Annotated in this window: 11 protein-coding genes; 6 read left to right on the top strand and 5 right to left on the bottom strand. The window is 48.9% G+C overall.

Translation table 11 applies throughout. The annotated features are described in order from the left end of the window. Positions 1 to 231 precede the first annotated feature (231 nt). The 4 genes from HHO50_RS17020 (at position 232) to HHO50_RS17005 (ending at position 7,020) form a co-directional block, all read left to right on the top strand. Positions 232 to 528: a type II toxin-antitoxin system HigB family toxin gene (locus HHO50_RS17020; protein ID WP_181307720.1), complete on the top strand. Its 297-nt coding sequence runs from the start codon at positions 232 to 234 to the stop codon at positions 526 to 528. Between the two features lie 12 nt (positions 529 to 540). Further along, positions 541 to 909 (top strand): type II toxin-antitoxin system HigA family antitoxin, encoded by a 369-nt coding sequence (locus tag HHO50_RS17015; protein ID WP_181307718.1) that lies wholly within the window; start codon positions 541 to 543, stop codon positions 907 to 909. Between the two features lie 420 nt (positions 910 to 1,329). Further along, complete coding sequence (locus HHO50_RS17010) at positions 1,330 to 2,883, top strand: GAF domain-containing protein (protein WP_181307716.1); 1,554 nt, start codon at positions 1,330 to 1,332, stop codon at positions 2,881 to 2,883. 54 nt (positions 2,884 to 2,937) lie between these two features. Continuing rightward, on the top strand, positions 2,938 to 7,020 hold the full coding sequence (locus HHO50_RS17005) for a chemotaxis protein CheB (RefSeq protein ID WP_181307707.1): 4,083 nt from the start codon (positions 2,938 to 2,940) through the stop codon (positions 7,018 to 7,020). A gap of 244 nt (positions 7,021 to 7,264) precedes the next feature. Here HHO50_RS17005 and HHO50_RS17000 read toward each other — a convergent pair whose 3' ends face one another. Genes HHO50_RS17000 through HHO50_RS16985 form a run of 4 tightly spaced genes read right to left on the bottom strand, consistent with a single transcriptional unit; the run spans position 7,265 to position 9,798 of the window. Next, positions 7,265 to 8,092, bottom strand: a complete 828-nt coding sequence (locus HHO50_RS17000; protein WP_181307705.1) for a hypothetical protein — start codon at positions 8,090 to 8,092, stop codon at positions 7,265 to 7,267. Continuing rightward, the gene (locus HHO50_RS16995; protein WP_181307703.1) at positions 8,089 to 8,265 is read right to left on the bottom strand and encodes a hypothetical protein; all 177 of its coding nucleotides are present in this window, start codon (positions 8,263 to 8,265) and stop codon (positions 8,089 to 8,091) included. The genes HHO50_RS17000 and HHO50_RS16995 overlap by 4 nt, the downstream gene beginning before the upstream one ends. Then, positions 8,265 to 9,350 (bottom strand): toxic anion resistance protein, encoded by a 1,086-nt coding sequence (locus tag HHO50_RS16990; RefSeq protein ID WP_181307701.1) that lies wholly within the window; start codon positions 9,348 to 9,350, stop codon positions 8,265 to 8,267. Before HHO50_RS16990 ends, HHO50_RS16995 begins: the two co-directional genes overlap by 1 nt. Beyond that, the gene (locus HHO50_RS16985) at positions 9,340 to 9,798 is read right to left on the bottom strand and encodes a hypothetical protein (RefSeq protein ID WP_181307699.1); all 459 of its coding nucleotides are present in this window, start codon (positions 9,796 to 9,798) and stop codon (positions 9,340 to 9,342) included. The genes HHO50_RS16990 and HHO50_RS16985 overlap by 11 nt, the downstream gene beginning before the upstream one ends. Before the next feature lie 398 nt (positions 9,799 to 10,196). Here HHO50_RS16985 and HHO50_RS16980 point away from each other — a divergent pair, with 398 nt between their 5' ends. Further along, entirely contained in the window at positions 10,197 to 11,495 is a 1,299-nt protein-coding gene (locus HHO50_RS16980) for a DEAD/DEAH box helicase (RefSeq protein WP_181307697.1), read from the top strand. A gap of 355 nt (positions 11,496 to 11,850) precedes the next feature. Here the strand turns inward: HHO50_RS16980 and HHO50_RS16975 are convergent, their stop codons facing one another. Beyond that, positions 11,851 to 12,249, bottom strand: a complete 399-nt coding sequence (locus tag HHO50_RS16975) for an NUDIX domain-containing protein (RefSeq protein ID WP_181307695.1) — start codon at positions 12,247 to 12,249, stop codon at positions 11,851 to 11,853. 517 nt (positions 12,250 to 12,766) lie between these two features. Between HHO50_RS16975 and HHO50_RS16970 the strand changes: the two genes are divergently transcribed. Next, positions 12,767 to 12,958 carry a cold-shock protein gene (locus HHO50_RS16970; protein ID WP_062542011.1) on the top strand — a complete coding sequence of 64 codons (192 nt, stop codon included), beginning with the start codon at positions 12,767 to 12,769 and terminating at the stop codon, positions 12,956 to 12,958. Positions 12,959 to 13,026 lie beyond the last annotated feature (68 nt).

Below are 13,026 nucleotides of genomic sequence, written 5' to 3'. Positions count from 1 at the left end.
GGCGCGAGACTCCGGTCTTGTGACATGGGATGAAGCAGTTCTCCAGACTTGCCGGGAACCACCAGCCAAAACATACACCACCAGCCCACAAGTCACCTTGCTGCGATAGACCGGAGATGTAGCCCGAAAGAAACATCAACGTATTTCCCCCTATAGAACGTAGTTAGGTGTCATAAAATAAAATTCCCAAATGTAGAACTTTTTAATATCTTTGTTCCGTAATAAGAGACAATGAAGCGAATAGTTGCAAAGAAAACATTAAGGGACTTCTGGGAGAAGCACGCTGACAGTGAACAGTACCTAAAAACTTGTTTTGATACAACAAGAGCGTCAGACTGGAAAAGCCCAAATGATATCAAAAGGACTTTTGCACATGCCAGTATTATTGGACAGAACAGAGTCGTATTTAATATTAAGGGAAACTCTTATAGGCTGATAGTGCAATTCAACTATGCCCGACAATGGGCATTTATCCGTTTCATTGGAACGCATTCTGAATACGATAAAGTAAACGCCGAAACCATTTAGGAGAGAAAACCCATGGAAATAAAACCAATTAAAACAGAACAGGCTTATTACCAAGCACTGGAGAGATTAGAAAAAGTCTTCGACATGCCAGCCAACACTACTGAAGGAGACGAAGCTGAAATTCTCTCATTGCTGATTGAGAATTATGAAAACCAGTATTATCCGATAGATGCCCCAGACCCTATAGAGGCTATAAAAATAAGAATGGAAGAAATGGATTTAAAGCAACGGGATTTGATAGGTGTTATAGGGGGGAAAAGCAGGGTCTCTGAAATCCTGAATAGAAAAAGGAAATTGACAGTAGATATGATTCGTAATTTAACAGAAAAGCTAAATCTGTCAGCCTCACTTTTAGTTAAAGATTATCAAGTGACAAAATAATTACGGCACTTAACACTGTATATACAAAACCCTTGCTCCGCTGCGGGCTTCGCATATACTAACCGTTATACGTAGAAGCTAATTCACATAATTTTTAGTGTGCCTAACCCTATTGTACATTTGGTTTAGAGCTTGTTTACATGTGAGGTTTGCTGGCTCAACTAACCAGAGAAAGGTTCTGCGGAAGCGTTTTTTGAGCAGCGTGGCAGCGCTACGGGGCGACGCAACCGCGAACGCAGGTTCTTGCTGTGGGCATTTGCAGCGCAAAGATGAAATGTAAACACGCTCTTTGAAAATTTGGCCAGACTGGCCTGTCTTAAAATATTTTTATTTCTGTAGGTCTGGCAAGATAACAAAACAGAATAGGTACTTATCTGTTATGCCTTTCGCTGACCTATTGACCAAATAAGCATTGCACCTATGGAGAAAAAGCAAGCTCCCATTAGCTTCACCATTGAGAAAAACTATGACTCTGAGTTTTGCGGCAGTATTCCGCTGCATTTAGTGAACCTGATTCAGCCGCACGGCGCACTACTTACGCTGGACTATGATGACCTTAGAGTGGTGCAGGTGAGTGAGAATGTGGAGCAGCTTTTAGGTATTTCCGCCTCAGAAATCCTGGATCAGCCAATCGCCGGGTTCCTTCCGGCAGCGCAGTCTGAAGACATCAGGGGAAAAGTGCAAGGACAGAATAGCCAGGGAAAAATCCCGTTCAACATCACTTTTCTGGCGCAGGGCAAAGAGAGTACGCTAACGGCCCTGGTGCACCCCAAGGAAGAGTACGTTCTCATTGAGGTGGAAAACAACCGGGATTCTTCGCGCCAAGATTCATTTCTGGAATTGTACCAACAGATCAAGTATCTCACCTCACTTATTAAGCAGGCAGGCAGCACTCAGGAGATTGCCCAGATCACGGTAAAGGAAATGAAAAAGCTGACCGGGTTTGACCGCGTGTTAGCCTACCAGTTTGACCCGCAGTGGAACGGTATTGTGATTGGGCAAGCCAAGGAAGAGGACATGGATGACTACCTGGACTTGCGCTTTCCGGCTTCTGATGTGCCTAAGCAATCCCGCGATCTCTATTTCAGCAATCCTTACCGGCTCATTCCTACCCGTTCTTACACGCCCATTCGGTTAACTCCGCTCATCAACCCGCTGACGTTGCAGTTCACAGATTTATCTGACTGCAACTTAAGGAGCGTGGCAACGGTGCATTTAGAGTATCTGGCCAATTTGCAAGTCATGGCTTCCATGTCTTTGCCGCTCATTATTGACAATAAACTGTGGGGGCTAATTTCCTGCCACCATAAATCACCTAAGAACCCCAGCTATGAGCTAAGGTCGGCGCTGGAGTTATTGTCCGGCATAGTATCAGCGCAGTTGGCGTCCAAGGAACGGGAACAGACCATTGAACGTAGATCGCGGTTGCGGGGCATGCACGCGCAATTACTGGAGCAACTGTACACCAACCCAAGTCTGCCCGAAGGTCTTTTATCCGGCTCAACCAGCCTCCTGCACCTCTTCAATCTCACAGGGGCTGCGGTGTTGTTTGAGGGTGGAGTCTGGACTAGCGGCGAAACGCCTACTGACCAGGACATAAAGGAACTGGTGTATTGGCTCCGCCGAAACAAAACCGATAAACTCTACACCACCGATACCCTGCCCAACCAATACGCGCGATCCCGGGAGTACAAAGACCTGGCAAGTGGGCTGATGGTGCTGCCTATCAACCCAGAACAGGGCGAATACATGATTGGATTCCGGCCAGAGGTACTGCAGACCGTTAGTTGGGGAGGCAACCCTAATCAGGCTATTCAAATGGAAAATGACGGCAAAACCTACCACCCGCGTAATTCTTTTTCCACTTACCAGGAAACAGTGAAGCATACTTCCCTGCCCTGGTTAGCAGAAGAAGTAGAGGCCGCCGAGACGTTGCGTAGCGCTGTCCTGGAAAAAATCATCAAGGAAAGATAGTAAGGCACGTCCTTCGGCAGTTTTATAAAAGACAGTACCTTACCAACATCACCAATGCCAAGTTCAAAACAGCCCGTCACTCTCCCCCAGACAGACCATTACCTGATAGGAATTGGGGCATCTGCGGGAGGGTTAGAGGCCATTCATAAGTTGTTTGACCATTTCCCCAACAACTCAACGTTTTCGTTTGTCATTATTCAGCACCTCTCGCCTGACCATAAAAGTTTGATGGCGGAGTTGCTTTCCAAACACACCCAAATGCGGGTGCAGGAAGCAGAAAATGACATGCTCACCCGCCCTAACTGCATTTATGTGCTGCCCAGCGGCAAGCAACTGACCTTGAAAAGAGGGCGGCTAAAGTTAGTAGACCAGGTAAGAAACCGGGAACCCAACTTTGCCATAGACGTTTTCTTTGAATCGCTGGCCAAAGACCGGGGCCGGTACGCCATCGGTCTGGTTCTGTCTGGTACCGGCACTGATGGTACCAAAGGCGTGAAGATGATCAAAGCGGCGGGCGGCATGGTGATGGTGCAAGACCCAACTTCGGCCAAATTTGACGGCATGCCCCGCAGCGCCATAGAAACCGGGGTGGTAGATTTTGTTTTTCCGCCGGAAAACATGCCCCATGAGATTCTGGAGTACACGCGTCAGATTCCGTTGGTGCACACCCTCATGGAACAGGAAAACGGCATTGAAAACAATGAGGTGTTGCAGGAAATCCTGGATCTTATCTGTACCCATACCCAAACCAATTTCAAAAGCTACAAACAGGGCACCATTTACCGGCGCATCAAAAAGCGAATGGACGTGGTGAATGTGGCTACCCTGCCAGAATACCTGACCTACATCCATGAAAATCCGGCCGAGATCAAGCAGCTTTGCCAGGAGTTCCTGATTGGCGTGACCCGGTTCTTCCGGGACACCGAGGCGTTTGAGGTGCTGCAACAGGAAATTATCCCAGCCATTATTGCCAACACCCCTGAGGAGGAAACCGTTAAGGTTTGGGTAACCGCCTGCAGTACCGGTGAAGAGGTGTATTCCATTGCCATGCTGTTTCAGGAGTGTTTTCAGAAAATTGGGCGAGAAACGCACGTGAAACTCTTCGCCACCGATGTTGACCAGCGCGCCATTCGGCAAGCCTCCAAAGGAGTGTACCCGGTTTCCATTGCCAAAGATGTGTCTGAGAGCCGGCTGCAGCAGTTCTTCCATTACAAAAACAACCGGTACACCATCAAGGAAGACATTAGAAAGCTGGTGGTGTTTGCCCAGCATGACCTGCAAAAAGACCCGCCCTTCAGCCGGATAGATCTGATCACCTGCCGCAACATGCTCATCTACCTCAACCCCGATCTCCAGAAAAAGGTGATGTCGGTGTTTCCGTATGCCCTGAAACTGAACGGATATCTGTTCCTGGGCCCCAGCGAGCACATTGGAGACCTGAAATATTACTTCGCGGAGAGAAACCGCAAATGGAAGCTCTTCCAGAAGATTCAGGAAAGCAAGGGAGTTCAGCAGACCTACGGGGTTAGCCATCATACCCGGGTGCCTTCTGAACCCAGCCATCTCACCTACCGGAACGCGCAAGCCCTGCGCTACCATGAACTGTTCCTGGATGCCGTGGCCGAAGACCTGAAAATGACCGGCCTCTACATTGATGACAACTACCAACTCCTGCACGGCATAGGGGATTTCAACCGTTTTCTAAAACTACCCCAAAAACGCCTGCAACTGAACCTGCTGGAGATGGTGCCCAAAGAGTTGGCCGTTACTTTGAGCGTAGATATCAGAAAAGTGCTCAAAAACCAGAAAACCGTGTCCAGGCAGGTGATGGTGCCTTTAGGTTCCAAAAACCAGTTGGTGCAAATGACGGTGAAAGCCATTTCGGCGGAGCCAGACTTGCCCAAGGTACTGCTGGTGCTGTTGCAGGAAATGGGGAAAGTAAACCCCACTCTCAAAAATCTGGAGCCTTCGCTGGTGACACCGGCAGACACCGAGTATTTCCAACAGCTTTCTATTCTGGAGGCAGAATTGAAAGAAGCCCGCGAAAGCCTGCACCTGACCGTACAGGATTTGAGCACCTCCAATGAAGAACTGCAATCTACCAATGAGGAACTCATGTCTTCCAACGAAGAGCTGCAAAGTTCCAATGAAGAAATGCAGTCTTTGAACGAGGAATTGCACACGGTTAACTCAGAACATCAGCTCAAGATCAAAGAACTGCAGGAACTGAACGAAGACCTGGACAACTACATCAGGAGTTCCAACATAGGGCAACTCTTCCTGGATCAGAAATTGGTCATTAGAAAGTTCACGCCCATTGTCATACAGTTGATCAACATCATTGACTTAGACCTGGGCCGCCCCATTCACCACCTTTCCCACAACTTCAAGTACAACCGCTGGCTGGAAGACATCCAGAAGGTGAACAACACGTCCGTGGAAATTGAGCAGGAACTGGAAACCACCGACGGGAAAAGTTTTCTGATGCGCATCATTCCCTACCTGAAGCACGACGGAAACAAAGACGGCGTGGTACTCAGCTTTGTGGAGGTTACCACCTTGAAAACCCTCAGCAACGTGGTGCAGGGCGTACTCAACAGTTCGCTCAACAACATTATGGCGTTCCAGGCGGTGCGTAACCAAGAGAAGGAAGTGGTAGATTTCAAGTGGACGTTACTGAACAACCAGGCAGAGCAACTGATGGGCAAGTCGCAGAATCAGCTCCTGCACCAGAGCGTTTTGCCAGAGATGCCTTTCCTGAAGAAAACCGGTTTGTTCAAGAAGTTTGTGCAGGTCATAGAAACCGGCCAGCCGCTACACGTGGAGCAAAACCTGGAGATGAACGGCAAACGCCGCTGGTTTGAGCTTGCCGCTGCTAAAATGGGAGACGGCCTTACCCTCACCATGGCAGATATCACCGAAAAGCGGGAAAGCGAAGAGAAAATTCTGCTGGCCTACGAAGACCTCAAACGCGCCGAGGAAGAACTGATCAAACTCAACAACCAACTGGAAATTAAGGTAGCGGATAGAACCCAGGCACTCTCAGAAAGCCAGGAGCGCTTCAAGTTGGTTTCCATGGCCACCAATGATGTCGTCTGGGACTGGAACCTCATCACCAATGAACTGTGGTGGAGCGACACCCTGAAACCCATTTTGGGCTATGAGCCCGAGGAAATGGGCAAAGGGATAAACGCCTGGTTCTCTAAAATTCACCCCGAAGACAAGCAACGGGTGATCAAGGGAATCAACGAGGCCATCAACAAAGGGGAAGACCAATGGGTAGAGGAGTTCAGGCTCACCCGCGCCGACCGCTCCTATGCCCCGGTGTACAACCGCGCGTATATTCTGCACAATGAGTACCAGGTGCCGCACCGGGTGCTGGGCTCGTTCATTGACTTGTCTGACCTCAAAGACACGCAGTTGAAACTAAAGGATACCAACGCCCATTTACTTCGGGTGATTGATGACCTGGACAATTTCGTGTACACCGCCTCGCATGACCTCAAAGCGCCCATCCATAACATTGAAGCCCTCTTGCGGGAACTGCAGGTAGAACTTCCCAAAACCAAGATGGAGATGGCAGAGGTGCAGCAGATCATGAACATGATGCAAGGCGCGGTAGAACGCTTCAAGAAAACCATTGGCAACCTCACCGAAATCACCAAACTCCAGAACGACCACAGCACTGAGGTGACCACCATAGACCTGGCCCGCCTGGTGCAGGACGTAGCCCTGGATCTGGAGCCGATGGTGAAGGAGGCCGATGCCCAACTGGAACTAGATGTCACTAAATGCCCGGTCATTTCCTTCTCCGAGAAGAACCTGCGCAGCATTGTCTACAACCTGGTTTCCAACGCCATCAAATACCGCTCTCCCAACCGTTCTCCCAAAGTAAGCGTACAGTGCCGCGTAGAGAAAGAGTTCATGGTGCTAACCGTACAGGACAACGGCCTAGGGCTAAACCCCGAACAACAGGAACATCTGTTTACCATGTTCCAACGCTTCCATGACCACGTGGAAGGCACCGGCATTGGTTTATACATGGTCAAGAAGATCGTGAACAATGCCGGCGGCAAAATAGAGGTAGAAAGCCAGGTAGGCGAAGGCACCGTTTTCAAGGTCTTTTTCAGGAAATAGCCCAGAACCACCACTGGTGGTTTGTAGAAGAAGAAGCTCCGTTTTGGGCCTGTTTCTTTAAAAACAGGCCCAAAACGGAGCTTCTCAGTAGGGGGGGACAATCCCTTGTGGTTGCTCTTTCTTGTGGTTGCCTTTACCATTCTCCCGGCTATTTTCCAGAGAATGTACAGACAGGTCGCGACCTGTCCCGCAATGCTAGAAAACAGGAATCAGCAATTGTTTGGGCAACCAAAAGGGGCTGCCCCTACTTGCTTCCGTTCCGGTAAATTCTGACGGGAAATAGGCGGTAATCATTCAGGTTGATGGCGTAGAGAAATCCTTCCCAGTGGATGACGGGCACGATGCCGGTGGGTTGAATGCCGTTGTTGTTGGGAATGGTAACCAGCGCATTGCCTACGTAAGACGCGTCTTTCAACCCTATCCGCACGGAAAGGTGGTTTTGGAAGGCTTCTTTCTGGTCTTTGGAAGAAGTGAACCCTACTTCCCTGGGCACCAAATCACCAGATTTTCCTTCAGTGTGATAGGTGATCTTCTCAACGGTGTTGATGGAAATATCAGGCACGTAGAGACGGGGCACGGCGGTTTTGGCCTCGCCCGCATTGTAGAATTGCACGGTATTGGTGAGGGGTTTCACCTGGTCGGGCAGGTTGGCTGCCTTCTCCAGCCGTTTCAGTTTCTCTGCCTTGCTCTGGTGCATCAATGCCTCCACGGCCTCACTTCCTCCCGAGCCCGCCTGCGACAGGTGGTAATGTTTCTGGTGCACGTCCAGAATGGTGGTGAAGGTGGTAATGAAATGGTCGGTGTTCTTGAGGTGGAACAGCTCCAGGTCATGCGTCTTCTTTCTGGAAACCAGATAGGTATGTATGTTCTTGGTCTTCTCGTAGACGGCCTTCATTTTAGGCTCGTGCGGCGTTCCCTTGAAACGGGCACCCAACTCCTGAAGCTGGGTAAGCCTCCGGTTAGAATCTTTGATATACGCTATCTCCTGTAATCCAAAATCGACGGGTGCTCCTACTACGGCTCTTTGGCCCGTCTCTTTCATCCCAAACAGGGATCGCATGAAATCCATCATTCAGAGAGTATCTTTTTAAGGTGGAGCGTCTCAATTTCAACCTGTATTTTCTCGGCGTTTTTCTGATTCTCGAAAAAATTGTCCAGGTTGTTCAAGTACAAATCTAAAAGGGAGTCCTGCTCCTGCGTCAGGACTCCTTCTAAAGATGCAGTGGAAGAGGAATTATCCGCCATTATTCAATTTCAATCTTTTTAGATTTGCTTAACGTGCCCAGAATCTTGCTGCTCAGTTCTTCCTGCACCAGCGCGAGCTCTTTTACCGCCTCGGCCCGTTTGCGGCTGCCTTCCTCAGAGATCTTGATCACGGCATCCAACGTTTCCACCATGTCTTTGTTCACCTTCTTCAAAGTATCCACGTCTACAATGCCCCGCTCGTTTTCCTGCGCGGCGGTCACCACGTTGGTTTTCAGCATTTGGGAATTCTTCATCAGCATCTCATTGGTGGTATCGGTGACCTTCTTCTGAATCTCCAGGGCTTTCCGCTGTTTCTCCAGCCCCAGGGCAATGGCTACCTGCTGGCGCCACACCGGAATCACGGTCACAATGGAGTTCTGTATCTTCTGGGCCAGTACGTCATTGGTGGTCTGGATCATCCTGATCTGCGGCATAGACTGCGTGGCAATGGTGTGCGACAAGGTGAAATCATGCACCTTTTTCTCTAAACGGTCTTTAAACGCCACCATGTCGGCGAGGCGCTGCACCACCAGTTCGTCCTGCCCGCTGCTCTCCACCTCAGACTGTAGTTGCGGGATCAGTTCATTCTCAATCTCCTCTATCTTCATCTTGCCGGCGGTAATCAAAGAACGTACTTCATGGATGTACTCCACCACCTGCTTGAACATGACCTCCAGGCCGGTGGTGTCTTTCAAGACGCTCTGGCGGGTTTTCTCCAGCTTCACCACCACATCATCTACGTTCTCAGACACCGAGTTGTACTGGCTGGCCAACTGCTGCGTCTTATTTTTGATCTTGCCCATAAACGGCAGGCGCGAGAAGAAACCGGGTTTCTCGGTCTCGTCTACCTTGATCATGTTGATCTGGGTAAGCAGCTCATTGATGGCCGCCCCGGCATCACCAGAGTCTTTGGCTTTCACCTTGGTCAGGAGCTCATTGGAATAATAACCCAACTTACGCTGCGTCTCTACCCCGAAGGAACTGAGGCTTTCGGGCTTGCTGGGGTCTATGGTCTTGGAGATTTCCAGGGCTTTCTGCTGGATCAACTCTTTGTTTTCTGACAGGGCGATTTCCTTATTTTCCATTTGCTTCGTTTATTCTGATGTGGGATTTCTGAACCGTTTCCAGCTCTTGTACAAACTCTCTGATATTCTGATGGCGGCCATTGACCTCATACCATTCAATCTCATTCTTAGGCAGGTAATCGCCTAGCAGGCCGTGCACCTCTTGCAATAATTCAGCTCCTTTGCGGGTTCTGAACACCGGGTTCTTGTAGTAAGCGTTCAGGTACTGCACCTTTACCTGACCGCCCTGCGTCACCGCCAGTTCCTTCACCTCTACCACCAACTCAGACGATTTCTGGTTGTCGGTCACAATGGTTTTGTACACGCCTTTTTTCTCGTCTTCCAACACCGCGGCACATTTCTCCTGAATTTGCCGCAGGGTTCTTTGCAGCCGTTTATTGGGTCTGATGCGGTGGCCATAGATATACCCTAGAAATCCGGCCAATATAAATGCGAATAAAATTGCCATAGTTGTTTTGTTTCTCTAAAAACGCAGTAACTGCCCAGTTCTATACGCAAACGCAGACTTAATTGCCTGATTCTTCCAGACCAAGGTAGTAAATGTTTGATCAGAACTGATTACGTCACCTGTCCTGTATTCCACCCTCAAAGGTCTTGTGCTCTATTGGTCGCAGGGCTGAGGGAAATATTACTATTCCTGCGGGTGTTTTTCCATCTGGCCTTTCTCCCGTTTTACGCCCGTTTTCCGGAAAACACCAGTAAAACACCAAAGACGTGCGCTTAAACAAAAAGAAGGCAGATTCCATTGGCCAGCAGTTTTCTTCCTGCGTAGTAATTGCAGTTTACGCTTCTGGTCAGAAACCCTGCCGGATTAATAGCTACCTTTACCGAATAAACGAACCGCAAATGCACCAAAGAATCCTGGAGACCCTAAAGATTTCCCGCCTGAATGAGATGCAGGAAGCCACCCTGGCGGCGGCCCAGAAAAGCGATGTCATCTTACTGTCGCCTACGGGTTCAGGGAAAACGTTGGGGTATTTGCTGTCCATCCTGTCCCGTTTGAAGCCCGAAGTACAGGAAGTGCAGGCCCTCCTTCTAGCCCCCACCCGCGAACTGGCCATGCAGATTGAACAGGTTTTCAGAAGCATGGCTACCGGCTTCAAAGTAGACAGCCTCTATGGCGGGCACGCCACCAACCCCGAGAAACGCAGCTTGGCCCATCCGCCAGCGCTCCTGATTGGCACCCCGGGCCGGATTGCCTACCACCTGCGGGAAGAAAACTTCGCCACCACTTCCATCCAAACCTTGGTGCTGGATGAATTTGATAAATCGCTGGAGTACGGGTTTCAGGAGGACATGGCTTTCATCATAGGCCAACTACCTAACTTAGACAAACGCCTCCTGGTTTCGGCCACGGCCATGCCGAATGTTCCTTCCTTTACCCGGCTCAGGAACCCCGTAACCGTTAATTTCCTGCAGGAGGCCAGCAACGCGCCTGACTTGCAGGTGAAGGCCGTGGAAGTGCAGAACGGAAACAAGATGTCAGCCTTAATGGATGTGTTATGCGCCATAGGTACCGCCTCCAGCATGGTGTTCTGCAACCAGCGCGACACGGTGGAAGCAGTAAGCGATTTCCTGCGCGACAAAGGCCTGCCCCACGGCATCTTCCACGGCGGACTGGAGCAACCAGACCGCGAACGCACCTTAATGAAGTTCCGGAACGGCACCTACCGCACCCTGGTCAGCACTGACTTAGCCGCGCGTGGACTAGATATTCCGGAGGTGGAGTTTGTCATCCACTTCCAGGTACCCGACCAGGAAAACTTCACGCACCGCAATGGCCGCACCGCCCGCATGAACGCCAAAGGCACCAGCTACCTGCTCCTGCAACCCGGTGAAAAGCCGCCTTACCTGGCCAAGATTCCTCCCCTGGAGAAGTTACCGGCTAAAGCCGTTCTGCCTCCCCCCTCCCCTTGGGAAACCATCTACATTAGCGCGGGCAAAAAAGACAAAGTAAACAAAGTAGATGTGGTGGGTTGGATGCTCCAGAAAGGCGGATTAGAAAAACCAGACCTGGGCCGGATTGAATTGCTGGATAACGCTGCCTTTGTAGCCGTAGCCAAACAGAAATTAGACAAAGCAGTAAAGCTTTTGGGCCAGGAAAAACTGAAAGGCAAGAAAGTGAAGATTGAAAAGGCCATGTAGGAGTTGTACCTTCTTAAAATGAATACCTCCCTTTTTAAATGATCTGTTCGTATTGGGGTTTAAGTGGGATAGGCCTCATTGGAATAATTCCCCTCCTGGGAGGGGTTGCTTGGGCGCAGCAATTCATAAGGAAGGGTTAGCAGTAGAATTGGTTTTCAGGACTTTTCACCAAAACAGCCTAAAAACGGAAAATTTTTCAGGTGACCATTAGTGAAGACATCAGCTGCTTTCATGTAACGCAAGAGAAGGTTAAACTGCTTAACATTGCATTCTTAAGCATTCCGTTTTAGGCCTTTTTTCAGCAAAACAGATTAGAAACGAGATATGGGCGAAGTAATAATGACTGTAATCTAGCCTACAGCAGTAGGCCTTCCTCCTTCATCCAGTCAAAAATTATCTGGTCAACGGGAGACACTTTTTCCCGGTCGGCATAGCTTAACCAAACCACTTCCTCAATCTCGCTGGCGGCCTGGATAGTACCCGTATAGGCACCAGTATAGCAGGTCATTTTCACGTCAACTCCTTCCGCATGGTTATCGGCCTGCGCCTGAAAAGTCCCGAAGTAATTCACCGTTTCCTCCACCAGCTCCACGGTGAGTTCTTCTTTTATTTCCCGGGACAAAGCGGTAAAATCGTTTTCATCCGCCTCGCGCTTTCCACCCGGAATATAGTACTTGGTTCGTCCTTTACTTCGGGTACTCAGAATCTGGCCGTCTTTGATTTCAATCCAAGCCAGTTTATCAATAACTCTCATGTCTTTGGGGTTGTGCAAAGTATAGGTATAAATATACTCAAACCTATCAAGTATGCCTTCATTAATGATTGATGTATTAGAGCATGTTTAAATTTCATCTTTGCGCTGCAAACAACCATAAAAAGAACCTGCATTCGCCTTTTTCTCGCACCGTAGCGCTGCTACGCTGCGAGAAAAACGCGAATGCAGAACCTTTCTCTGGCCATTTTCGCTGGCAAACCTCAAATTTAAACAAGCTCTTAACGTAAATCCTTCCTTAGCACACGATAGATGGATATACCTTCCTAAGCTGCTGGTATCAGACTCAAAGAATCTCGCATAACTTATCATTAGTATTCAGAACAGTTGAAGAAGAGACACAAGAATTGTTGCCTTACATTTTGTTCAAAACACAAACCCCAGCCTCTACTAGCCAGAATTCAGAATTGAAGATTTTTAAAACTAATTTTTACTTTTTCTAGGATACCTTGAACTATTGTTTACCTTTGAGGGTAGTAGATGTATATTAATCATTATTATGAATCAAGGAACAGTAAAATTCTTCAACGACTCTAAAGGGTTCGGTTTTATCAAAGACAACAATTCAAATCAGGAGTACTTCGTACACGTATCTGGATTAGTAGATGAAATCAGAGAAAACGACGAGGTAGTCTATGATCTTCAAGAAGGAAGAAAAGGACTAAACGCCATCAACGTAAAACGCGCTTAGTCTTTAGTTATAAAGACATAGTACAGAAAAGCCTCTCCGATTGGGAGAGGCTTTTTTTTGCTCCATTT

The sequence above is a fragment of the Rufibacter sp. XAAS-G3-1 genome, assembly GCF_013623775.1.
Classification (GTDB): domain Bacteria; phylum Bacteroidota; class Bacteroidia; order Cytophagales; family Hymenobacteraceae; genus Nibribacter.
Note: the sequence above shows the minus strand (reverse complement) of the source record. Positions and strands in the feature narration are given on the sequence as shown.

What these genes read in the sequence shown, in the direction of transcription:
- HHO50_RS17020 (WP_181307720.1), top strand. Translation starts at nt 232, where the DNA reads ATGAAGCGAATAGTTGCAAAGAAAACATTAAGGGACTTCTGGGAGAAG.
- HHO50_RS16985 (WP_181307699.1), bottom strand. Translation starts at nt 9,798, where the DNA reads ATGGCAATTTTATTCGCATTTATATTGGCCGGATTTCTAGGGTATATC.
- HHO50_RS17015 (WP_181307718.1), top strand. Translation starts at nt 541, where the DNA reads ATGGAAATAAAACCAATTAAAACAGAACAGGCTTATTACCAAGCACTG.
- HHO50_RS16970 (WP_062542011.1), top strand. Translation starts at nt 12,767, where the DNA reads ATGAATCAAGGAACAGTAAAATTCTTCAACGACTCTAAAGGGTTCGGT.
- HHO50_RS16995 (WP_181307703.1), bottom strand. Translation starts at nt 8,265, where the DNA reads ATGGCGGATAATTCCTCTTCCACTGCATCTTTAGAAGGAGTCCTGACG.
- HHO50_RS17000 (WP_181307705.1), bottom strand. Translation starts at nt 8,092, where the DNA reads ATGATGGATTTCATGCGATCCCTGTTTGGGATGAAAGAGACGGGCCAA.
- HHO50_RS16990 (WP_181307701.1), bottom strand. Translation starts at nt 9,350, where the DNA reads ATGGAAAATAAGGAAATCGCCCTGTCAGAAAACAAAGAGTTGATCCAG.
- HHO50_RS16980 (WP_181307697.1), top strand. Translation starts at nt 10,197, where the DNA reads ATGCACCAAAGAATCCTGGAGACCCTAAAGATTTCCCGCCTGAATGAG.
- HHO50_RS17010 (WP_181307716.1), top strand. Translation starts at nt 1,330, where the DNA reads ATGGAGAAAAAGCAAGCTCCCATTAGCTTCACCATTGAGAAAAACTAT.
- HHO50_RS17005 (WP_181307707.1), top strand. Translation starts at nt 2,938, where the DNA reads ATGCCAAGTTCAAAACAGCCCGTCACTCTCCCCCAGACAGACCATTAC.
- HHO50_RS16975 (WP_181307695.1), bottom strand. Translation starts at nt 12,249, where the DNA reads ATGAGAGTTATTGATAAACTGGCTTGGATTGAAATCAAAGACGGCCAG.